The organism is Micromonospora sp. NPDC023633 (assembly GCF_040640035.1).
Lineage (GTDB): Bacteria > Actinomycetota > Actinomycetes > Mycobacteriales > Micromonosporaceae > Micromonospora.
Genome location: NZ_JBFABB010000001.1, coordinates 75552 through 97012, shown reverse-complemented (window position 1 = coordinate 97012; position 21461 = coordinate 75552). Strand labels below are relative to the sequence as shown.

The window sequence follows — 21461 nt, the reverse complement described above, 5'->3', positions numbered from 1 at the left end:
TCGATCGGACTGCGGTACCCCGTGACACGTTCGCTACACCACGTTCCCGCGCTCCCGGTGTACCCGTTCGACGAGCCGGTCAGCCACCCCGTCGACCGGCAGTTCGACGCGCTCGCCGGACGCCCGGTCGCGCAGCTCCACGTACCCCTCGGCGAGACGGCGGCCGACCACGACGGCGCGCGGGATGCCGATCAGCTCCGCGTCGGTGAACTTCACCCCGGCGGAGACGTGCGTCCGGTCGTCGACGAGCACCCGCAGGCCGGCGGCGGCGAGCCGCCCGCCGAGCTCCAGCGCCGCTTCCAGCTGCGGCCCCTTCCCGGCGGCCACCAGGTGTACGTCGCACGGCGCGACCGCCGCCGGCCAGACCAGCCCCCGCTCGTCGTGGTGCTGTTCGGCGATCGCCGCGACCGCGCGGGACACCCCGATCCCGTAGCAGCCCATGGTCGGCCGGACGGGCTTGCCGGCGGGGCCGAGCACGTCGACGGCGAAGGCGTCGGTGTAGCGGCGACCGAGCTGGAAGATGTGCCCGATCTCGATGCCCCGCCGCATGGTCAGTTCGCCCGTGCCGCAGGCCGGGCAGGGGTCGCCGGGACGCACCTCGGCCGCCTCGATCGTGCCGTCCGGCACGAAGTCCCGGCCGCAGACCACCCCAGTCGCGTGCCGGCCCGGCTCGTTCGCGCCGGTCAGCCACGCGCTGCCCGGCACCACCCGGGGATCGACCAGGTAGCGGATGCCGAGCTTCGCCAGGACCTGCGGGCCGATGTAGCCCCGGACCAGCTCGGGGTGGGCGTCCCAGCCGTCGAAGACGTCCACCGTGGCCGGGGCGACCGCCGCGCCGAGTCGCTTCAGGTCGATCTCGCGGTCGCCGGGCAGCCCGACCACCAGCAGGTCGGTCTCCTCCGCGCCGGGACGGCGCAGGGCGAGCACCACGTTCTTCAGGGTGTCGGCGGCGGTCCAGTCGTCCCGCCCGCCCAGGCGCCGGGCGTTGGCCAGCTCGACCAGGCTGGCGATGGTGGGGGTCTCGGGGGTGTCGTGCACCTGCGCCCCCGGCTGGGCGTCCGGGTCGCCGGCCGGCGGGGCGGGCGTGGACACCGCCTCGGTGTTGGCCGCGTAGTCGCAGGCGGTGCAGCCGACGAAGGTGTCCTCGCCGACGGGCGTCGCCGCCAGGAACTCCTCCGACGCCGAGCCGCCCATCGCCCCGGACGTCGCGTGCACGATCGTGTGCTCCAACCCGAGCCGGTCGAAGATCCGCCGGTACGCGCCCCGGTGCCGCTCGTACGCCGCCGCGAGGCCCGCGTCGTCGAGGTCGAACGAGTAGGCGTCCTTCATCAGGAACTCACGCCCGCGCAGCAGGCCGGCGCGGGGCCGCGCCTCGTCGCGGAACTTCGTCTGCACCTGGAAGAGGGTCACCGGGAAGTCCCGGTACGAGCTGAACAGGTCCTTGACCAGCAGCGCGGCCAGTTCCTCGTGGGTGGGCGCGAGCAGGTGCTCCGCGCCGCGCCGGTCGGCGAAGGTGAAGATGTCGTCGCCGTACTCCGTCCACCGGCCGCTGGTCCGGTAGGGCTCGGCCGGCAGGAGCGCCGGGAAGTGCACCTCCTGGTCGCCGATCGCGGTCATCTCCTGCCGGACCACCTCGGTGACCCGGTCCAGCACCAGCTTGCCCAGCGGCAGCCAGGTGTAGCCGCCCGGCGCGGCGCGGCGGATGTAGCCGGCCCGCAGCAGGAGCCGGTGGCTCGGCACCTCCGCGTCCGCCGGGTCCTCGCGCAGGGTCCGGAGCAGCAGGGTCGACATGCGTAGCAGCATTGGCGCAGCGTACGGCGGCCGGCGGCGGGGCGACGATCCATTTCGGGGTACGGCGTCAGGCGGGTTCCGGAGCCGCGGGCGTCGCCGGAACGGGGCCGAGCAGGCGGCGCGGGCCCTGGCCGGTCTCGCCCAGATGGTCGTCGGTGTTGCGCAGCAGGCAGCGGTCGATGGACAGGCAGCCGCATCCGATGCAGTCGGTCAGATCGTCGCGCAGGTGCTGGAGCTGGGCGATGCGCTGGTCGAGCTCGGCCTGCCAGGTGATGGAGAGCCGGGCCCAGTCCTCCCGGGTGGGGGTGCGCCCGTCCGGCAGGCCGGCCAGCGCCTCGGCGACGAGCCGGAGCGGGATGCCGACCCGTTGGGCGACCCGGATGAAGGACACCCGCCGGATCACGTCCCGGGGGTAGCGGCGCTGCCCGCCGCTGGTGCGTCGACTGTGGATCAGCCCCTTGGCCTCGTAGAAGTGCAGCGCGGTGACGGCGACGCCGGTGCGGGCCGCGACCTGGCCGACGGTCAGCTCGGTGTGGTGGGGCGGGAGGCTCGCCATGTCGGCATGTTAGCGGCTTGACCTCGACCATGGTCGAGGTTGAAGACTCGTGCCATGGAGCCGATACGGATCGGAATCGTCGTGGGGTCGACGCGTCCAGGGCGGCGCGGCAGGTCGGTGGCCGACTGGGTGCACGACGGCGCCCGCGAGCGACACCCCGACGTCGCGTTCGAGATGCTCGACCTCGCCGACTTCAACCTGCCGCTGCTCGACGAGCCGAGCCCGGCGGCGTTCGGCGACTACCGCCACCCGCACACCCGGGCCTGGGCCGCCGCCGTCGACCCGTGCGACGGGTTCGTCTTCGTCACCCCGGAGTACAACCACTCCACCTCGGCCGCCTGCAAGAACGCGATCGACTACCTGTGTGCCGAGTGGCACCACAAGGCGGCGGGCTTCGTCGGGTACGGCGTGACCGGAGGCTGGCGGGCCGTCGAGGCGCTGCGTCTGGTGCTGGCGGAGGTCCGGGTCGCCGGAGTGCGTACCGCCGTCGGGCTCTCCCTGCCCGCCGACTTCACCGGGGAACGCCCGACCCCCGCCGCGCACCAGGAACGCAGCCTGGCCACGATGCTCGACGAACTGCTCACCTGGGCGGTGGCCCTGGCCCCGATCCGCCGGCCGGCGGCACAGGCCCCGCCGGTGGCGGCGGACCCGGCCCGGCCGCCAGCGGCGGACACCGGGCGGTGGGCGGCGGGGCAGGGCCAGCCGCGCCCGGCGGCCCGCTCGTGAACGGCGTCGCCGCGGCGCCCGCCGCCACCGACCCGGTCGCCGGCCGCCGGGCGGCGCTGGCCGTCCTGCTCGCCGGCTCCCTGCTGACCGTGCTCGCGGGTGCGGTGCTGACCCCGGTGGTCGAGCTGATCCGCAACGAACTCCGGCTCACCGGCACCGCCGCCGGGCTGGTCCTCACCGCGCACGGACTCTCCCTCGCCCTCGCCGGCCCGCTGGTCGGCCGGGCCATCGACCGGTGGGGGGTGCGCACCCCCTTGGCCCTCGGGCTGATCCTGTACGGCCTCGCCGGCGGCGCGGGTCTGGTCACCGACAGCTATCCCCTGCTGATCGCCACCCGCCTGCTGTTCGGCGTCGGCGCGGCGCTGGTCTTCGCGGGGACCACGCTCGGGCTGCTCAACCTCTACGCGGGGGCGGCCCGCGACCGGGCGATGGGCTGGCGGTCCACCGCGATCAGCCTCGGCGGGGTGCTGTTTCCGCTGCTGGGCGGGGTGCTGGGTGGGCTCTCCTGGCACGCCCCGTTCGGGGTCTACCTGATCGGGGTGCCGCTCGGCCTGGTCACGCTCCGGGTGCTCCCGGGGCGCCGCGCCGCCGTCGGCACCGACGTGCCGCCGGGCCGGCCGGGGTCGCTGTGGAGCCTGCTCCGCGACCATCCCGCGCTCGTCGGGATCTACGGCCTCCAGGCGGTGACCAGCCTGCTGCTGTACGGGGTGCTGGTGTTCCTGCCGCTGCGGCTGGCCGAGGTCGGCATCACCGAGACGGCCGTCGTGGCGGTGTTCACGGGCGCCCCGTCGTTGACCATGAGCATCGTCGGCCTGGGCTACGCGCGGACCCGGGCCCGCCTGGGTCAGGTGCGGCTGCTCGCGGTCACCCTCGCGGTCTTCACGGTCGCGCTGGTCACCCTCGGGCTGACCGGTTCGCCGGTGCTGATGCTGGTCGCGCCGGCCGTCTTCGGGATCGGCATGGGACTGGTCGTGCCGGCGCTGACCGTCCTGGTGGCCGAACACTCCCCGCCCGCCCGACGTGGCCAGGCCACCGCGCTGCTGGCCAGCGCCACCTTCGCCGGCCTGTTCGTCTCGCCGCTCCTGCTCGGGTCGGTCCAGGCGGCCACCTCGACGCGCGGCACGTTCCTGGCCGGTGCGGCGCTGGCCGGTGTCACCCTGGCGCTGCTCGCGGTGCGCCTGCGCGGCGGGCAGGGGCCGTCGACTCGCTGACCGGTCGACCCGGCCGGCGGAACGGCGACCCTGCCCACGCCCGAAGCAGCCGCCCCCGTCAGGACCTGTCGCCGGCGGCGTCCGTGCACTGATCCAGCAGACCGGCGAGCCGTCCGGCCACCGCCGGGGCGTGCAGGTGCAGCCGGGCCACGTTGATGCTGTCCTCGCCGACCACGGCGAGCAGCGCCTGCGGGCTGACCGCGTAGACGCTCAGGTAGCCGCCGGCGTTGCGGACCGTGGACTGCTGGAAGTCGCCCTGCCCCAGCCGGAGCCCGACCTGCCGGCCCAGCCCGTACGTGGTGGCGGCGAGCGCCGCCAGGTCGTTCGGGTCGACGTCGGTCTGCAGGTTGTGGGTGATGAGCAGGCCGTCCACGCCGCCGAGGACGCAGCCGTGCACGCCGGGGATCTGCAGGCGCAGCTCCGCCAGCTCCTGCCCGATCGCCGGGTACGGCAGCGCCATGTTCCCGGCCAGCGACGGCGGCAACGGGCGCGGCGGCGGCAGGGTGCCCGTGGCGCGTGTGGTACGACGGGGCAGGGGCGTCTCGATCTCGTCGATCCCGCTCACAACTCCAGGTTCTCCTCGATGGCGCGCAGCTGGTGGCGTGCCATCGCCAGGTTGGCGCGGCTCTTGCTGACCATCAGGTAGAGGAAGAGCCCCTTGCCGGTGCGGCTGGTCACCGGTCGGATCAGGTGGTACTGGGTGCCGAGCGTGATGAGGATGTCCTCGATCTCGTCGTTCAGGTTGAGCATCTCGATGGTGCGCAGCTTGGCGCGGACGACATCGGTGTTGCCGGCGGCGGCGACGGTCAGGTCGATCTCCCCGGTGCCCCCGGCTACGCCGAGCGTCATGCCGCTGTGGTAGTCGACGAGTGCGGCGCCGATCGCGCCGTCGATGCTCATCGCGTTCTTCAGTGCCACATCAAGGTTCGGCACGGTGTTGTTTCTCCCAGGGCTCACGGGCGGCGTCCCCGGCTGCGGTGCAGACGGTAACCCGGTGGTAACAAGTGGTATGACCTCGTAAAACAGGCTTGGACGAGGCTTGCACACCGGAGGCCGCAGCGCATCCGGTAGCGCCGCCATCCAGCTGACCGGACGGGTGCCGCCGGCCGGCAGTCCCGCAAATGGAGCGCTCCGACGGATGGCAGACGGCGCCCTTGAGCCTCTCGAGCCGAGCGGGGCGGGAGGACGCGTCCTGCCGCGATTCCGCCGTCCACGATGACCTCCACCACGTTTGCCCGTCGGCCGCCCCCGCCGCCGTCCCCGCGGGTGGAAGACTGTCCCGCGTCGGGAAGGGCCCCTTCCTCCACCGGAAGCGACAACGAGGTGCCCTTTCCTGCCGCACGGCGGAGGGATGATCAGGTGCGCTGGCGCAGTTTCGTGGCGGTGGGGGACAGCTTCACCGAGGGCATGGACGACGCGTACCCGGACGGCAGCTACCGGGGCTGGGCGGACCTGGTGGCCACCCGGCTGGCCGTCGAGGCCGGCCCCGACTTCCGGTACGCGAACCTGGCCATCCGCGGCCGACTGTTCCCCGGCGTGGTGGCCGAGCAGGTGCCCGCAGCGCTCGCCATGAAGCCCGACCTGATCAGCTTCGCGGCCGGCGGCAACGACGTGCTCCGCCGCACCTTCGACCCGGACGCCCTGGTCACCCGCTTCGACGACGTGGTGCGGAGGCTGCGCTCCGGCGGCGCCGACGTCATTCTCTTCCGGTTCGCCGACGTGATGGCCCGGCTGCCCGGCCAGCGCCTCGTCGCGCCCCGGGTGCAGCTGCTCAACCGGGCCGTCGGCGAGACGGCCGAGCGGCACGGCGCGATCCTGGTCGACCTGTACGCCGACGACGCCTACCTCAACCCGATGCTCTGGAGCACCGACCGGCTGCACCTCTCGGCCGCCGGGCACCGGCGGGTCGCCGCGCAGGTGCTCAACGCGCTGGGCGTCGGCTGCGACGAGGAGTGGCTGATGGTGCCGCCGCACCCGGCGCCGACGCCCTGGCTGGCCGCCCGCGCCGCCGACCTGCGCTGGGCCGGGCGGCACCTGGCGCCGTGGATCAAGCGCCGGCTCACCGGCCGCTCCTCCGGCGACACGGTCACCGCCAAGCGCCCGTCGCTCGGCCCGATCGCCGACTGACGTGCTCACCCTGCACACCGCGCCGCTGCTGCGGACCGCGCCCGACGCCCCGCCCACCGCCGGGGCCGCCGTCGCGGTCCGGGCCGACCGGATCGTCGCGGTGGGTCCACTGGCCGAGCTGACCGAGGCGTACGCCGGGGCCCGGGTCCGCCGCTGGCCGGGCACGCTCGGGCCGGGGCTGCTGCACGACGGGCCGCTGCCGACGGCCGACACGCCCCGCGAGCGGGTGCACGCGCTGCTGCGCCACGGGGTGACCGCCGTGCTGGCCGGCCACCTGACCGACCCGGCGCTGCGGGCCGCCGTGGAGCGCAGCGACCTGCTGGTGCGGCCCGCCGCCGCGCCGCCGACGCTGGCTCCCGGCGGTCGCGCCGACTTGGCCGTCCTCGACGCCGACGGCGCCTGCCTGGTGACCGTGGTGGCCGGCCGGATCGCCCACCGCCGCGCCTGACCGTCGGCCGACGCCGTTCCCGTTGGCCAGCCGCGGGCCCACGATCCGGCGTACCTTGGGGATCATGTCTGTGCCGAGCGATCCCGATCCCCGACTCCAGTCGTACGCGGACCCGCAGCGGTTGGTCACCACCGAGTGGCTGGCCGAGCACCTGGGCGACGAGGGCCTCGTCGTGGTCGAGTGCGACGAGGACGTGCTGCTCTACGACACCGGCCACATCCCGGGCGCGGTGAAGGTGGACTGGCACACCGAGCTGAACGACCAGGTGACCCGGGACTACCTGGATGCCAAGCGCTTCGCGGAGCTGTGCGCCGCCAAGGGCATCGGCCGGGGCGACACGGTCGTCTTCTACGGCGACAACTTCAACTGGTGGGCCGCGTACGCCCTCTGGGTGTTCAGCCTCTTCGGCCACCCGGACGTGCGGCTGCTCGACGGCGGCCGGCAGAAGTGGGTCGCCGAGGGCCGCGAACTGACCCGGGACAAGCCGGCCCGGCCCCACGCCGACTACCCGGTGCCGCAGCGCAACGACGCGCCGGTCCGGGCGTACCGCGAGCAGGTCATGGCGCACGTGGCGGCGGGCCGCCCGCTGGTCGACGTCCGGTCGCCGGGCGAGTACACCGGCGAGATGCTGCACATGCCGGACTACCCGCAGGAGGGCGCGCTGCGCGGCGGGCACATCCCCGGCGCGGTCAGCAAGCCGTGGAAGTCCGCCGCCAACGACGACGGCACGTTCAAGTCGGCGGACGAGCTGCGCGCGATCTACGCCGACCAGCTCGGGCTCGGCCCGGACGACGACATCGTGGCCTACTGCCGGATCGGCGAGCGGTCGAGTCACACCTGGTTCGTGCTGCGGCACCTGCTGGGCTACCCGCAGGTGCGCAACTACGACGGCTCGTGGACCGAGTGGGGCAACCTGGTCCGGGCCCCCGTCGTGAAGGGCGACCAGCCCGGCGGCCTGGCAAGCTGACGCGTCGGCCGGCCCCCGCGCGCCCGTTGCGGCCGCGTGGGGACCGGCCCTTGCGGCGGTACGACGGCAGGGCGGGCGTCGACTTCCTGGCCCGGCGCTTTCCTACCGCCCACTCAACCGGCGGCGACTTAACCGGCGGAGAGCGACACCGCCCCGAACAGGTTCCGCGTCACCCCCGTCACCTCGCCGGTCTCCGGTTTCCAGCGCAGCAGCCCGCCCGGGTTGTGGCGCAGCAGCACCACTCCGCCGGGCTCCCAGCCGAGCACCTCGCAGCAGCCCTTCCACCGGTCGCGGCCCAGGTTGAGCAGATGGGTTACTACACCGGTGCGCGCGTCCAGCACCGCGACGCCCTCCAGACTGCCCATGCTGCCGGTGGTGATCCAGGCAGCCCGCGCGAGCCGGTGGCCGTTGAGCCAGCCGCGTCCGTAGAACTCGTCGACCCGGTTGCCCGGGGGCAGCGCGCGGAAGTCGACTGGTACCTGGTCCAGTCCTCGTCCCCTCCCGTCGGTGGCGACGCGGTGCAGCCTCAGATCTCCCGGCGCGCCGCCCAACTCCAGCAGGAGATCCGGCTGACCCGTCGGATCGGGCGCCGCCATGTTCCAGGGCGACACCGGGACCTTCCGGCTGGCGCCCGTGCTGGGGTCCAGCTCGTACGTGGCGTCGTCGCCGCCGACGAGCAGCCGGTCGCCGGACCAGAGGACCTGCTCCAGGTAGCCCTTGAGCGGATGGCGGCGCACGGCGGCGGTGGTCAGGTCGACCACGATCACCTCGTCGGTCTGGGCGAAGGCGGCCGTCCGTCCGTCCGGGGAGAGGCTCCCGCTCTTCAGCGGCACCGCCTCGTTGCCCCCGGCGTCGCGGGTCGGGGCGGGGGTGACCACGTCGAGGTCCCGTACGACGCCGTCGTCGCCGAGCACCCGGATCCGGCCCGCGACGCCGGTCGTCGGGTCGACCGGCTGGTGCAGCGCCAGCGCCTTGCGGACCGGGCGGGCCGAGAGCGTCGCGCCGACCGGGTCGCCGAGGCGGCCCAGCGGGTGCCCGGGATAGGCCAGGTCGGCCGGGGGTGTCTGCACGGGTGCGGGGAGCGGGGTCGGGCTCTCCTCCGGTGTCGCCGTAGCGGCCGGCGGCGCGGCGGGGCGCAGCGTCAGTGCCGTGCCGCCGGTGAGCAGGGCGACCGCGAGCGCGGCGGCGCTGGCGGCGCGGCGGGCGCGACGCACCCGGCGGGCCCGTTCCCAGCCGGTCGTCGCCGGGTGCGCCGGCCGGACGTCCTCGGCGGCGACGGTGAGCAGCCGGTGCAGTTCCTCTTCCCTCACGGGTTCACCTCCATCCCGGTGACCAGGCCGCCCCCGGTCCGCCCCTCGTCGCGGCCGAGTTCCGGTGCGACCTCGCGGAGCCGGCGCAGCGCCGCGTGGCACTGGCTCTTGACGGTGCCGACGGTGACGCCGAGCGCCTCGGCGGTGGCGGCCTCGGTGAGGTCCTCGAAGTAGCGCAGCACCAGTACGGCCCGCTGCCGGGGCGGCAGGTGACCGAGTGCGTCGCGCAGCGCGAGCCGCAGTGCCCCGTCGCCCTCGGTCGTGGCCCGTTCCGGCGGGTACGCGCTCAGCCACTCCCGGCGGCGTCGGCGCCACCAGGAGACGGCGTCGCGGTAGAGAATGGCCCGCACGTACGCGGCCGGGTCGCCGTGGCGCACGGCGGGCCAGCGCAGGGCGAGCTTGAGCAGGGCCTCCTGGAGCAGGTCCTCGGCCTGGTGCCGGTTGCCGCAGACCAGGTAGGCCGCGCGCAGCAGCCGATGCTGGTGGCACTCGACGAAGGCGACGTAACCGTCCCGCCCGTCGTCGGTCGTCGGCGGTCCCATCCGCCCTCCCTCCGGCCGGCCCGTCGCGCGTTCCCGCGTCACCAGGCAGACGCACCGGGGCCCGGAAAAGGTTGGGCGGCGCCGGCTGCTCGCCGCCGCGCCACCGGCCCGGCACCGGATCGCGATGCGCCTCTCCGGGGCTCGACCGGCGCGCCGGGACGCGCGGCTAGGCTGCCCCGGTGGGCCAGGTGTGGCGGGACTGGGGTGGCGTGCTGCTCGCCGTGGCGGCCGGGCTGCCCCTGCTGGCCCTGCTCACCGCCGCGCTGGCGCGCCACCGGCGCGACGCCGCGACGGCCGGGGAGTCGTGGCGGCGCAGCGTCGCCGAGGTGGGCGCGGTGGCCGGCACCCTGCCGTGGGTGTGGATGATCCTCACCCCCCGGCCCGCGCCCCGGCAGGTCGACCCGGTGCCGCTGCGCGACCTGGCGGACCTGCTGACCGGGCCGCCGACGACCGCCGTGGTCCAGGTCGTCGGCAACCTGCTGGTCTTCGCCGCGCTGGGCTTCTTCGCCCCGGTACGCCTGGCCGCACTGGCCGGCGTCGGCCGGCTGTTCCTGCTCGGGGCGGCCGGTTCCGTGCTGGTCGAGTCGCTCCAGTACGCGCTCGACCTCGGCCGGGTCTCCTCGGCCGACGACGTGCTGCTCAACGCGACGGGCGCCGCCCTGGCCGGCCTGCTGTCGCGGCGCTGGTGGGCCCGGCGGGCGGTGCCGGCGCGGCCGGTCGCAGCGCCCGCCACGCCGCGAGGGTGACCAGCACGAAGACCCCGGCCACGGCTGCCGCCACCGGCCCCACCCCGTACGCCGCGCCGGCCACGCCCGCGAGGGCCGCCCCGACCGGCGCGGTGAGCAGGCCGACCATCCGCTGGGCGGCACCCACCCGGCCGAGGAGGGCGGCCGGCACGTGCCGCTGCCCGTACGAGGCCCAGAGTCCGTTCCACACCGTCGTGCCGGCCGCGAAGACGGCCAGCGCCAGCCCGCCGGGCACCGGGTGCCGGGCGAGCGCGAGCCCGGTCAGCGCGACGGCCTGGCCGGCCAGTACGGCGCGGAGCGCGGGCACCGTGCCGAGCCGGGCGGCCAACCGACCCGCGCCGAGTCCACCGGCGAGCCCGCCGAGGACCGCCCCCGCGGCGAACAGGCCGTACCCGGCCGGCGGCACCCGCAGGACGTCGAGCGCGTAGAGCACCAGCACCGCCAGCAGCCCGCTGATCGCCAGGTTGCTCCCGGCGGTCGCCACGGTCAGCCGCCACAGCGTCGCGTCCCCGCGTAGCCACCGCACCCCCTCGACACCCTCCCGCCACACCGACCGCCCCCGCCCGGCGTGCGAGCGGGGGCGCGGCGGGGGTGGGCGGAGGGCGAGGGTCAGGAGGGCGGCGGCGGCGAAGGTGAGGGCGTCCACGGCGAACGGGAGGGGGGCGGCGAGGGCGAAGAGCACGCCGGCGGCGGGGGCGCCGAGGAAGCCACCCGCCACCGCCGAGCCGGCCTGGAGGCGGCCGTTGGCCCGGGCCAGCGCGGCCGGCGGCACCACGGCCGGCAGCATCGCGAACGAGGCGGCGTCGAAGAGGGTGCCGAGCGCGGCGAGCAGGAACGCCACCGTCACGAGGGCGGCGACGCCGGCCCGGTCGAGGGCGACCGCGAGGGCGAGCCCACCGACCACGGCGGCGCGCAGCCCGTCCACCACCGCCATCGTCCGGCGGCGGTCCCAGCGGTCCGCGTACACGCCGCCGAGCAGACCGAACAGCAGTGGCGGGAGCTGCCCGGCCACGGTCACCGCCGCGATCACCCGGGGATCGCGGGTCAGCGTCGCGGCCAGCAGCGCCAGTGCCGGCGTACGCAGGGCGTCGCCGAGACGCGAGGACACGGCGGCGGACCAGAGCAGGCGGTAGTCGCGGCCGAGCGGGGGTGCGGTCATGCCGGCGACCCTCGGGGCTCGACCGGGTCGAGGGTCAAGGGGGTCGGACGCGGCGCTCGCCTTGCTTGGACGTGGCGGTTCCCGGCCCGGACGTGAGCCAACCGACGGGTAACGAAGGCTCCACGGCGGGCCGGTCGCGGTCTACGCTTGCCCGGTGACGGTGGAGCAGCAGGCACGGGGCAGGGCGAACGGTGCCGCGGGGTCGGGCCGGCGCCGGTCCCGCAAGGACGAGATCCTGGAGATCGCGGTCGGCCTCTTCGCCTCCCGGGGCTATCACGGCGTCTCGATGGACGACATCGGCGCGGCCGCCGGGGTCACCGGCCCGGCGCTCTACCACCACTTCGCCGGCAAGGAGGCCATGCTGGTCGCCGCGCTGATCCCGGTCAGCGAGGAGCTGCTGGCCGGCGGCCAGCAGCGGTCCGCCGGCCACCCCGACGACCCGCGCGGCGCGCTGGAGTCGCTGATCGACTTCCACGTCGACTTCGCGCTGGCCAACCCGGCGGTGATCGCCCTGCACCTGCACGAGCTGGACCGTCTCCCCGACGAGCCCCGGCGTCGGATCCGCCGGCTCCAGCGGCTCTACGTCGAACAGTGGGTGACCGTGCTGACCACGCTGCACCCGGGCATGCCCGACGGCGAGGCGCGGGTGCTGGCCCACGCCGCGTTCGGTCTGATGAACTCGACGCCGTTCCTGGGTGGCGAGGTGGACCGGCGCCGGCGGGCCGAGCTGCTCCGCGCCGCCACCCTGGCCGCCCTCCTGGCCCACCCCGCTTCCTGAACCGGCACCCCCGTCCCGGCCCCGGGCGTCGTACCCGCCCGACGCGCCGGGTGGGGTCTGCCGCGGGTGCGGCACCGGCCGGCCACGCCGGGTCCCGCGCCGCCACGCCGGCGAGAGGCGTACCCGTCGATTCGTCAGTAACCTTCCCGCCGTGGTTCTCTAGCACCCGTCCCGACCCCCGGACGCTGGGAGGAAACATGATCGAGTCGCTGCTGGTCGCCAACCGGGGCGAGATCGCCCGCCGGATCATCCGGACCGCCAGGCGGCTCGGCATCCGCGCGATCGCGGTGCACTCGGAGGCCGACGCCGGCCTGCCGTTCGTGACGGAGGCCGACGAGGCGGTGTGCGTGGGTCCGGCCAACCCGGCCCAGAGCTACCGCAACGTCGAGGCCATCCTCGCCGCCGCCAAGTCGACCGGAGCGCAGGCCATCCACCCCGGCTACGGCTTCCTGTCGGAGAACGCCGACTTCGCCCGTACCGTCGAGGCGAGCGGGCTGATCTGGATCGGGCCCGGCGCGGACGCGATCACCGCGATGGGCGACAAGATCAACGCCCGGAACCTGATGGCGGCGGCCGGAGTGCCGGTCGCGCCCGGGACCACCGACCCGGCGGCCGACCTCGACGCGGCGGTCGCGGCGGCGGCGGAGATCGGCTACCCGGTGATGGTCAAGGCCGCGGCCGGCGGCGGCGGCATGGGCATGGGCGTGGCGACCGACGAGGCCGCCCTGCGCACCGAGTACGACAAGGTGCGCGCCTTCGCGGAGCGGATGTTCGGCGACGGCTCGGTGCTGATCGAGCGGTACTTCCCCCGGGTGCGCCACGTCGAGGTGCAGATTCTCGGCCTGGCCGACGGCCGCGTGGTCGCCCTCGGCGAGCGGGAGTGCTCGGTGCAGCGGCGCAACCAGAAGCTGGTCGAGGAGTCGCCGTCGCCGGCGGTCTCCCCGGAGCTGCGCGAGCGCTTCCTGGCCGCCGCCGTGCGCGCCGGCGAGGCGGTGAACTACCGCAACGCGGGCACCGTCGAGTGCCTCCTCGACCCTGCCACGCAGGAGTTCTTCTTCCTGGAGATGAACACGCGGCTCCAGGTGGAGCACCCGGTCACCGAGCTGGTCTACGGCGTCGACCTGGTGGAGGAGCAGCTGCGGGTGGCCGCCGGTCTGGCGCCGACCTTCGACCCGGACGCGCTCGCCCCGCGCGGGCACGCCATCGAGTTGCGGGTCAACGCCGAGGACCCGAAGCGCTTCCTGCCGGGCCCCGGCGTGATCAGGACCTGGGTGGAGCCGACCGGCGAGGGCGTCCGGGTGGACTCCGGCTACGTCGAGGGCAACACCGTCACCCCGTTCTACGACAGCCTGATGGCCAAGCTGATCGTGAGCGGCGCGACCCGGGCCGAGGCGGTCGAGCGGGCGCGGGCGGCGGTGGCCGCCTTCGAGCTCGCCGGCCCGAAGAACAACCTGCCCTTCTTCGCCGAACTCCTGGAGAACCAGGAGTTCCTCTCCGGCGACTACGACACCGGCATCGTCTCCCGCATGCGCTGACCCCTCCGGTTCGCTGCGTCGATCATGAGGTTGGCGGTGCGGTTCGTCGCTTCTGCCGCGGTCAACCTCATGATCGGCGCCGCTGGGTGCGGAACGGGTGGGGTGGGTGGGAGGCTGGGAGGACCCAGCACAAGCACTGCGTCACAGTGAGGTGACCCCTTATGGCGGAACTGCCAGGCTCCGTGTCGATCCGCGAGGTCGGGCCGCGCGACGGGCTCCAGAACGAGGACCCGATCCCGACCGAGGCCAAGGTGCGGCTGCTCGACGCCCTCTCCGGCACGGGCGTGAAGCGGATCGAGGCCGTCTCGTTCGTGCACCCGAAGGCGATCCCGCAGATGGCCGACGCCGACGAGGTGTGGCAGCGGGCCGCGAAGGCCGACGGCGTGCGCTACTCGGCGCTGGTGCCGAACACCCGGGGTGCGCAGCGGGCCCTGGCCGCCGGGTTCACCGAGATCGAGGTGGTGGTCTCGGCCAGCGACACGCACAACCGGCGCAACGTCAACCGCTCCACCGAGGAGTCGCTGGACGACATCGCCGGGCTGATCGACCTGCTGCACGGCGCCGGCGCGCAGGTCGAGGTGATCGTGGCGACCAGCTTCGGCTGCCCGTACGAGGGGGACACCGACCCCGCCCGGGTGGCCGCCATCGTGGACCGGGTGGTCCGGGACGGCGCCGACCGGGTGGCCTTCGGCGACACCACCGGCATGGGTACGCCCCGGCGGGTCCGCGAGCTGCTGACCGCGGTACGCGACCGCAACGCGCACGTCCCCGTGCTGCTGCACTTCCACAACACCCGGGGGACCGCGCTGGCCAACATGCTGACCGCGCTGGAGCTGGGGGTGACCGAGTTCGACGCCAGCGTCGGCGGCCTCGGCGGCTGCCCGTACGCGCCGGGGGCCAGCGGCAACCTGGCGACCGAGGAGGCGGTGCACATGCTGCACGACATGGGCGTCGACACCGGCATCGACCTGGACGCCCTGATCGAGGTGGCCGAGCTGGCCGAGCGGCTGGTCGGTCGGCAGCTCCCCTCCGGCGTGCTGCGCGCCGGCCCGCGTACCCGGCTGACGCCGCTGCCGGGCTGACCGCATGCGGGGAGGGGCCGGCACGACGCCGGCCCCTCCGACGTACCTGCTCGGTCAGCCCACCGTGGTGAGCGTGGCCGGCCAGCTGTCGCGGAAGATCTGGGACCCGGCGCGGTCCGTGCTGCGGGTGCCGGCGAAGAGGTTGGTCACCCGGTTCGCCTCGGTGGTGCTCGGGTACGGGTTGGTGCAGCTGGTGCCGGCGCTCCCGCCGGACATCAGGAGCGCGCAGTCGCCGTTGTAGTTGTCGGGCAGGCCGAGAATGTGCCCGATCTCGTGGGTCATGATCCGCAGCGGGCTGTACTGCTGGGCCTGCTGGGTGTCGATGTAGACCCGCCCGTTGCCGAGGCTGGTCCGGACGGCGTACGAGCCGCCGCCGGTGATCTGGTAGATCCGCAGGTTGGAGCCGCAGTTCGCCGTGAGCGTCAGGTTCGACGTGGCGTTGTTCCAGATCGAGGCGGCCTGGTTGGCCGTGCCGGCGAAGCTCCCCGCCTGGCTGGTGTTGTAGCAGATGGTCATGGCGGCGGAGGCGGGCGACGGGTTGGCGACCGTGACGCCGAGGGTGGCAAGTGCCGTCGCGACGAACGCGACCGCGAGCCGGTTGAGTCGTGAGGTCATCGCTGACTCCAATCCGGGAGGAGGGGTGTCAGGAGCCTAGCCCCATAAATTCATGATTTTCAATGCCTTGTCGACGGGCGCGACCGGGTGGTGCCTCCTTCGTGCCCGCGAGTCGCCGAGCGCCCCACGGATGCGCTAGCCTAACGATCGTTCAGGTCAGTCGGGCCGCCCGCGAGGCGACCGGCTCAGGTGGCGAGGGAGTCGGCGTGACGCTCGACGGTGAGGCACTGGAGCAGCTGCGCAAGCGGGCCCGGGCCGGCGGTGCGGACAAGTACCACGCGGCGAACGCCGCCAAGGGCAAGCTCTTCGCCCGGGAGCGGGTCGCGCTCCTGGTGGACGAGGGCTCCTTCGTCGAGGACGGCCTCTACGCCAACGCGATGGCCGAGGGTCTCCCGGCCGACGGTGTGGTCACCGGCACGGCCACCATCGACGGCCGTCCGGTCTGCCTGATGGCGAACGACTCCACGGTCAAGGCCGGCAGCTGGGGCGCCCGCACCGTCGAGAAGATCATCCGGATCATCGAGCGGGCCTACTCGACCAGCGTGCCGATGGTCTACCTGGTCGACTCGGCCGGCGCCCGGATCACCGACCAGGTCGACCTCTTCCCCGGCCGCCGGGGCGCCGGCAAGATCTTCTGGAACCAGGTCCGCGCCTCCGGCTCCATCCCGCAGGTCTGCGCGCTGTTCGGCCCGAGCGCGGCCGGCGGGGCGTACATCCCGGCGTTCTGCGACGTGGTCGCCATGGTGGACGGCAACGCCAGCATGTACCTCGGCTCCGACCGGATGGTCGAGATGGTCACCGGCGAGAAGACCACGCTGGAGGCGATGGGCGGCGCCAAGGTGCACTGCGCCGAGTCGGGCGTCGGGCACTTCCTCTGCAAGACCGAGGCCGACGCGCTCGACGTGGTGCGGCGCTACCTGTCCTACCTGCCGGCGAACTGGACGCAGCAGCCGCCGGCCGCGCCCGCCGTCGAGGCGCCGGAGAAGGCCGACCTGGCCGCGCTGGTGCCGGCGAGTGAGCGGCAGGCGTTCGACATGCGGCGGTACGTCAAGGGCCTGCTCGACGACGGCTCCTTCTTCGAGATCCAGGCGCTCTGGGCCAAGGAGCTGACCATCGGCTTCGGCCGGCTCAACGGCGAGGTCGTCGGCGTGGTCGGCAACAACTCGATGTTCAAGGGCGGCGTGCTCTTCGTCGACTCGGCCGACAAGGCGACCCGCTTCGTGCAGCTCTGCGACGCGTTCAACGTGCCGCTGCTGTTCCTCTCCGACGTGCCCGGGTTCATGGTCGGCAGCGCGGTGGAGAAGCAGGGCATCATCCGGCACGGCGCCAAGATGATCACCGCGATCTCCGAGGCGACCGTACCCAAGATCTGCGTGGTGGTCCGCAAGGCGTACGGCGCCGGCCTCTACGCGATGGCCGGCCCGGGCTTCGAGCCGGACGCCACGATCGCGCTGCCCACCGCCAAGATCGCGGTGATGGGCGCCGAGGCGGCGGTCAACGCGGTCTACGCGAACAAGATCGCGGCCATCGAGGACGAGGCCGAGCGGGCCGCGTTCGTCGCCGCGAAGCGCGAGGAGTACGAGCGCGACATCGACGTGGTCCGGCTCGCCAGCGAGCTGGTGGTCGACGCGATCGTCGAGCCGCACGAACTGCGCGCCGAGCTGGTCCGCCGGTTCGCCGCCGCCCGCACCAAGGAGCGGCACTTCTCCCGGCGCCGGCACGGCGTCACCCCGGTCTGATCCCGCCGCCGGCCCCACCCGGCCGGCGCGGGCCCGCACCGCGCACCAGCGACCCGTGCCGGCGTCACGAGCGCCCGGCGGCCATCCACACAGGAGGATTCCATGGACTTCCGGCTCACCGAGGAGCAAGAGGCGCTGCGGGAGAGCGTGCGGGAATTCGCGCGCGAGGTGGTCGCCCCGGTCATCGCCGAGCACTACGAGAAGCACACCTTCCCGTACGAGGTGATCCGGCAGATGGGCAAGATGGGCCTGTTCGGCCTGCCCTTCGCCGAGGAGCACGGCGGCATGGGCGGCGACTACTTCGCGCTCTGCCTCGCGCTGGAGGAACTGGCCCGGGTCGATTCGAGCGTCGCCATCACCCTGGAGGCGGCGGTCTCGCTGGGCGCGATGCCGATCTACCGCTTCGGCACGGAGGAGCAGAAGGCGCAGTGGCTGCCGAAGCTGCTCAGCGGCGAGGCGCTGGCCGGCTTCGGGCTGACGGAGCCGGGCACCGGTTCGGACGCCGGCGGCACCCAGACCCGCGCGGTGCTCGACGAGTCCACGGACGAGTGGGTGATCAACGGGTCCAAGGCGTTCATCACCAACTCGGGCACCGACATCACCGCGCTGGTCACCGTCACCGCGGTCACCGGCACCCGCCCGGACGGCGCCAAGGAGCTGTCCACCATCATCGTCCCCTCGGGCACGCCGGGCTTCACCGTCGCGCCGGGCTACTCCAAGGTCGGCTGGAACGCCTCGGACACCCACGAGCTGACCTTCGACGACTGCCGGGTGCCGGCGGCGAACCTGCTCGGCGAGCGCGGCCGGGGCTTCGCCCAGTTCCTGCGCATCCTCGACGAGGGGCGGATCGCCATCGCAGCCCTGGCCGTCGGCCTCGCCCAGGGCTGCGTCGACGAGTCGATCAGGTACGCGAAGGAGCGCCAGGCGTTCGGCCAGCCGATCGGCAACTACCAGGCGATCCAGTTCAAGATCGCCGACATGGAGATGAAGGCGCACACCGCCCGGCTGGCCTACTACGACGCGGCGGCGCGGATGCTCGCCGGTGAGCCGTTCAAGCGGCAGGCCGCCATCGCCAAGCTGCACGCCAGCACCATCGCGGTGGACAACGCCCGCGAGGCCACCCAGATCCACGGTGGCTACGGCTTCATGAACGAGTACCCGGTGGCCCGGTTCTGGCGGGACTCCAAGATCCTGGAGATCGGCGAGGGCACGTCCGAGGTGCAGCGCATGATCATCGCCCGCGACCTGGGCATGTGACGGCGACGGGCCGGCGGCGTGGGGGCAGCCGCCTCCCGCGCCGCCGGGCCCGCTCGGCGTTGCCGGTCCGTGCCGCCGTCCGTCCGGTCCGCTGTCGGATATCCGCACCGGTGCGTCGGCAGGGCGACGCTCGTCTGCCGTCGGTCGTACCCCGGCCGTACCCTTCCTGCCCATGACTCCGAGTCATGATCGTTCGCCGCAACCGGGCGGTCGTACCGGGCTGCCGCAGGTGTTGCGCGGGCACCGGCTCTCCGCCGGCCTGACCCAGGCCGAGCTGGCGGGCCGGGCCGGTGTCGGCGTCCGGACCGTCCGCGACCTGGAACGGGGCCGCTCGTCCCGGCCGCAGCGCACCACCGTCGAGCTGCTCGCCGGCGCGCTGGAGCTGGCCGGGGCCGCCCGGTCCGCGTTCCTGGCCGCCGCCCGGGGGCCGGTCCCGGCCGCCCCGCCGGTCACCGCCGGAAGCGCCCCGCCGGCCCGCGTCGACCCCGACCACCACGCCGGTACGCCGGCCGCGCTCCCGCCCCCGGTCGCGCTGATCGGCCGGGACCGCGACCTGGCGGAGCTGGTCGGGCTGCTCACCGACGGGCGTGGGCCCCGGCTGGTCAGCCTGGTCGGGCTGGCCGGCGTGGGGAAGACCGCGCTGGCCCTGTCGGTGGCCCACGCGGTCGCCGGCGACCATCCCGGCGGGGCGGCCGGCGTGCTCATCGGCGAGGGCTCGGACGCCGCCGACGTGCTCTCCGCCTCGGTCGCCGTCTTCGGCGTCGCCCGGCTCACCGAGCTGACCGTCCGCCTCGACGGCCGGCCTGCGCTGCTGCTCGTGGACGCGGCCGAGCGGGCCCCCGACGCGGTCGCCGAGACGGTGCACCGGCTCGCCGGGGCGGTGCCGTCGCTGCGGGTGCTGGTCACGGGCCGGCACCCGGTCGGCCTGCCCGGGGAGCGGGTGTGGCCGGTCGCCCCGCTCGACGTACCGCCGCCGGGCAGCGAGCGGGAGGGCCCGACGGCGCTGGCCGGATACCCCGCCGTGGCCCTCTTCACCGCCCGGCTCGCGCAGGTCCGCCGGGAGCCGCCCGGTCCCGCCGAGCTGCCCGCCCTCGCCGCCCTGGTACGCCGCCTGGGCGGGCTCCCGCTCGCCATCGAGCTGATGGCGGCCCGGGGTCGGATCCTCGATCTCAACGAGCTGCTTGACCGGTACGGCGACCGCGTCCTCGACCTCGCCACCTCGGCGGGGGCGGAGCGGCCGGGCTGGGACACGACCGAGCCGGGCCGCCCGGAGAGCCCGCGGGCGGCGGTGGCGGAGACCCTGCGGGACGCGGTGGCCATCAGCTACCGCCTCCTCGCCCCGGACGAGCGGGCCGCGTTGCGTCGGCTCGCCGCGTTCAGCAACCGCTGGTCGGTGGAGCTGGCCGAGGAGATGCTCGCCGACCCCGCCGACCGGGACGGGACGGTGGTCGTGGACCCGGTGCCGCTGCTCGACCGGCTCGTCGAACTCGGTCTGCTGAGCGTCCGGGGCGCGGGGCCGTTCCGGTTCCGCCTGCTCGACGCCGTGCGGGACTTCGCCACGGAGCAGGCGACCGGGGCCGGGGAGCTGACCGCGATCCGGCGCCGGCACGCGCAGGTCGTCGCCCGGCTGGTGACGCGGACCGCACCGGAGCTGGTCGGCGCCAACCTGCCGGCGGCGGTGCACCGGCTGGACGAGGTGACCGGCGACATCAGCTCCGCCCTGGCGCACGCCGCCGTCGACGACCCGCTGACCGCGTTGCGGTTGGCGGCGGCGCTGTCGCGGTGGTGGCGGTTCCGGGGGCGGGACGTCCCGGGCCGGCAGTGGCTCCGGCGTCTGCTGGCGGATCCGCGTACCGCCGATGTCGATCCGGTGCTGCGGGCGTGGGCGTCCCTCGGGGTGGCCCGGCTCGCCGCCGAGCACGGCGCCGGGGCCGAGGAGCTGCCGGCGGCGCGGGGGGCGCTGGCCGCGTTCCGGGCCGCCGGCGACGTCACCGGGGAGTTGGAGGCGCGGACGGTGCTCTTCGCGCTGCTGATCGCCCTCGGCGAGCACGACGAGGCGCGGACGCAGGCCGAGGCGGTGCTCGCGCTGGCCGTCCGGCACGGGCGGGCCCGGGACATGGCGGTGGCGCAGAACAACCTCGCCTGGCACGACATCCGGGTCGGCGACCTGGCGGCCGCCCGGCGCCGGCTGGCCGCAGTCGACCGGCTCGCCGCGCAGGGCGGGGAGCAGCGGCTGCGGGTGCTCGCGCGGGCCAACCTCGCCGAGGTGTCCCGCCTCGAGGGCCGGTACGCCGACGCCGTCGAGGCGGGCCAGCGGGTGGTGGCGGCGCTGGCGGACCTGGGCGACCCCGGCCACCGTCGCCGGGTGCTCGGCACGGTGGGGCTGGCGCTGGCCCGTGACGGCCGGTCCGCCGAGGCGGCCGGAGTGCTGGCCGAGCTGCGCCCGCCCCCGGGGTCGCCCGGGCGCCTCGCGGGTGCAACGACGCCCGGGGTGCGCCCGGAGGACGGGATCTGCGCGCTGATCGAGGGGAACCTGGCTCTGCACCGGGGCGATCGTGAGCTGGCGGCGGAGTGGTTCGCCGCAGCGGCGGAGGCGGGCGTCGACGGCCAGGACCGGCGTGACGTGGTCGAGGCGCTGGTGGGACTGGCCGCCAGCTCGGGCGACCCCGACGTGGTGGACCGCCTCGACCGGGCCTGCCGGCAGAGTGGTGTCCGGTTGTTGCCGCACGAGGAGGAGCTGTTGCGCGCGTCGACCGCGAGCCGGAGCGTGTGGTCCGGGAAGGCCGGCCACGGCGGTGTCGGCCGTGGGGTGGCGGGCGCCCCAGAGCGAACCGGGGGTGACGCGGGCGACGAAGCCCCTCTTGCTACCCCT

18 protein-coding genes and 2 pseudogenes are annotated in these 21461 nt (G+C 74.7%); 12 read left to right on the top strand and 8 right to left on the bottom strand.

What is annotated here, in order from left to right; all coding sequences use genetic code 11:
* Positions 1-33: 33 nt before the first annotated feature.
* Positions 34-1803, bottom strand: a complete 1770-nt coding sequence (locus AB0G13_RS00495) for a proline--tRNA ligase (protein ID WP_357866725.1) — start codon at positions 1801-1803, stop codon at positions 34-36.
* 55 nt (positions 1804-1858) lie between these two features.
* Positions 1859-2347, bottom strand: a complete 489-nt coding sequence (soxR, locus tag AB0G13_RS00490) for a redox-sensitive transcriptional activator SoxR (protein ID WP_357866723.1) — start codon at positions 2345-2347, stop codon at positions 1859-1861.
* A gap of 54 nt (positions 2348-2401) precedes the next feature.
* Here soxR and AB0G13_RS00485 point away from each other — a divergent pair.
* A pseudogene (locus AB0G13_RS00485) lies at positions 2402-2962 on the top strand (NAD(P)H-dependent oxidoreductase); the annotation flags it as partial.
* Between the two features lie 107 nt (positions 2963-3069).
* The gene (locus AB0G13_RS00480) at positions 3070-4284 is read left to right on the top strand and encodes an MFS transporter (protein WP_357866721.1); all 1215 of its coding nucleotides are present in this window, start codon (positions 3070-3072) and stop codon (positions 4282-4284) included.
* A 58-nt stretch (positions 4285-4342) separates the two neighbouring features.
* Here AB0G13_RS00480 and AB0G13_RS00475 read toward each other — a convergent pair whose 3' ends face one another.
* The gene (locus AB0G13_RS00475) at positions 4343-4849 is read right to left on the bottom strand and encodes a roadblock/LC7 domain-containing protein (RefSeq protein WP_357866719.1); all 507 of its coding nucleotides are present in this window, start codon (positions 4847-4849) and stop codon (positions 4343-4345) included.
* Entirely contained in the window at positions 4846-5217 is a 372-nt protein-coding gene (locus tag AB0G13_RS00470; protein WP_357866887.1) for a hypothetical protein, read from the bottom strand. Before AB0G13_RS00470 ends, AB0G13_RS00475 begins: the two co-directional genes overlap by 4 nt.
* A 426-nt stretch (positions 5218-5643) precedes the next feature.
* Between AB0G13_RS00470 and AB0G13_RS00465 the strand changes: the two genes are divergently transcribed.
* The 3 genes from AB0G13_RS00465 (at position 5644) to AB0G13_RS00455 (ending at position 7826) form a co-directional block, all read left to right on the top strand.
* Positions 5644-6411 carry an SGNH/GDSL hydrolase family protein gene (locus AB0G13_RS00465; RefSeq protein ID WP_357866716.1) on the top strand — a complete coding sequence of 256 codons (768 nt, stop codon included), beginning with the start codon at positions 5644-5646 and terminating at the stop codon, positions 6409-6411.
* A 1-nt stretch (position 6412) separates the two neighbouring features.
* Positions 6413-6859, top strand: coding sequence for a hypothetical protein (locus tag AB0G13_RS00460; RefSeq protein ID WP_357866714.1), 447 nt, complete (start codon positions 6413-6415; stop codon positions 6857-6859).
* A gap of 64 nt (positions 6860-6923) precedes the next feature.
* Positions 6924-7826 carry a sulfurtransferase gene (locus AB0G13_RS00455; RefSeq protein WP_357866711.1) on the top strand — a complete coding sequence of 301 codons (903 nt, stop codon included), beginning with the start codon at positions 6924-6926 and terminating at the stop codon, positions 7824-7826.
* 128 nt (positions 7827-7954) lie between these two features.
* Here AB0G13_RS00455 and AB0G13_RS00450 read toward each other — a convergent pair whose 3' ends face one another.
* Positions 7955-9136, bottom strand: coding sequence for a hypothetical protein (locus tag AB0G13_RS00450; RefSeq protein ID WP_357866708.1), 1182 nt, complete (start codon positions 9134-9136; stop codon positions 7955-7957).
* Positions 9133-9678, bottom strand: a complete 546-nt coding sequence (locus tag AB0G13_RS00445) for a SigE family RNA polymerase sigma factor (protein WP_357866706.1) — start codon at positions 9676-9678, stop codon at positions 9133-9135. The genes AB0G13_RS00450 and AB0G13_RS00445 overlap by 4 nt, the downstream gene beginning before the upstream one ends.
* A gap of 179 nt (positions 9679-9857) precedes the next feature.
* Here AB0G13_RS00445 and AB0G13_RS00440 point away from each other — a divergent pair, with 179 nt between their 5' ends.
* On the top strand, positions 9858-10424 hold the full coding sequence (locus AB0G13_RS00440) for a VanZ family protein (RefSeq protein WP_357866703.1): 567 nt from the start codon (positions 9858-9860) through the stop codon (positions 10422-10424).
* On the opposite strand, the gene AB0G13_RS00435 is transcribed toward AB0G13_RS00440, so the two are convergent.
* Positions 10318-11583: an MFS transporter gene (locus AB0G13_RS00435; protein ID WP_357866701.1), complete on the bottom strand. Its 1266-nt coding sequence runs from the start codon at positions 11581-11583 to the stop codon at positions 10318-10320. The two genes, AB0G13_RS00440 and AB0G13_RS00435, sit on opposite strands and share 107 nt — an antisense overlap.
* A 154-nt stretch (positions 11584-11737) precedes the next feature.
* On the opposite strand from AB0G13_RS00435, the gene AB0G13_RS00430 reads away from it, so the two are divergent.
* The 3 genes from AB0G13_RS00430 to AB0G13_RS00420 all read left to right on the top strand — a co-directional run bounded on the left by AB0G13_RS00430 (position 11738) and on the right by AB0G13_RS00420 (position 14978).
* On the top strand, positions 11738-12361 hold the full coding sequence (locus tag AB0G13_RS00430) for a TetR/AcrR family transcriptional regulator (protein WP_357866699.1): 624 nt from the start codon (positions 11738-11740) through the stop codon (positions 12359-12361).
* Positions 12362-12558: 197 nt separating this feature from the next.
* A complete protein-coding gene (locus tag AB0G13_RS00425; protein WP_357866697.1) occupies positions 12559-13896 on the top strand; it encodes a biotin carboxylase N-terminal domain-containing protein in 1338 nt (445 codons plus the stop codon).
* 161 nt (positions 13897-14057) lie between these two features.
* The gene (locus AB0G13_RS00420) at positions 14058-14978 is read left to right on the top strand and encodes a hydroxymethylglutaryl-CoA lyase (protein WP_357866694.1); all 921 of its coding nucleotides are present in this window, start codon (positions 14058-14060) and stop codon (positions 14976-14978) included.
* A 54-nt stretch (positions 14979-15032) separates the two neighbouring features.
* On the opposite strand, the gene AB0G13_RS00415 is transcribed toward AB0G13_RS00420, so the two are convergent.
* Positions 15033-15593 (bottom strand): snapalysin family zinc-dependent metalloprotease, encoded by a 561-nt coding sequence (locus AB0G13_RS00415; RefSeq protein ID WP_357866691.1) that lies wholly within the window; start codon positions 15591-15593, stop codon positions 15033-15035.
* 206 nt (positions 15594-15799) lie between these two features.
* Here AB0G13_RS00415 and AB0G13_RS00410 point away from each other — a divergent pair, with 206 nt between their 5' ends.
* From AB0G13_RS00410 to AB0G13_RS00400, 3 genes and pseudogenes are all read left to right on the top strand, one after another.
* Positions 15800-17332 carry an acyl-CoA carboxylase subunit beta gene (locus AB0G13_RS00410; RefSeq protein WP_357866689.1) on the top strand — a complete coding sequence of 511 codons (1533 nt, stop codon included), beginning with the start codon at positions 15800-15802 and terminating at the stop codon, positions 17330-17332.
* Positions 17333-17434: 102 nt separating this feature from the next.
* On the top strand, positions 17435-18589 hold the full coding sequence (locus AB0G13_RS00405; RefSeq protein ID WP_357866686.1) for an acyl-CoA dehydrogenase family protein: 1155 nt from the start codon (positions 17435-17437) through the stop codon (positions 18587-18589).
* Positions 18590-18761: 172 nt separating this feature from the next.
* Positions 18762-21344: pseudogene (locus tag AB0G13_RS00400) on the top strand (helix-turn-helix domain-containing protein); the annotation flags it as partial.
* Between the last annotated feature and the right edge of the window lie 117 nt (positions 21345-21461).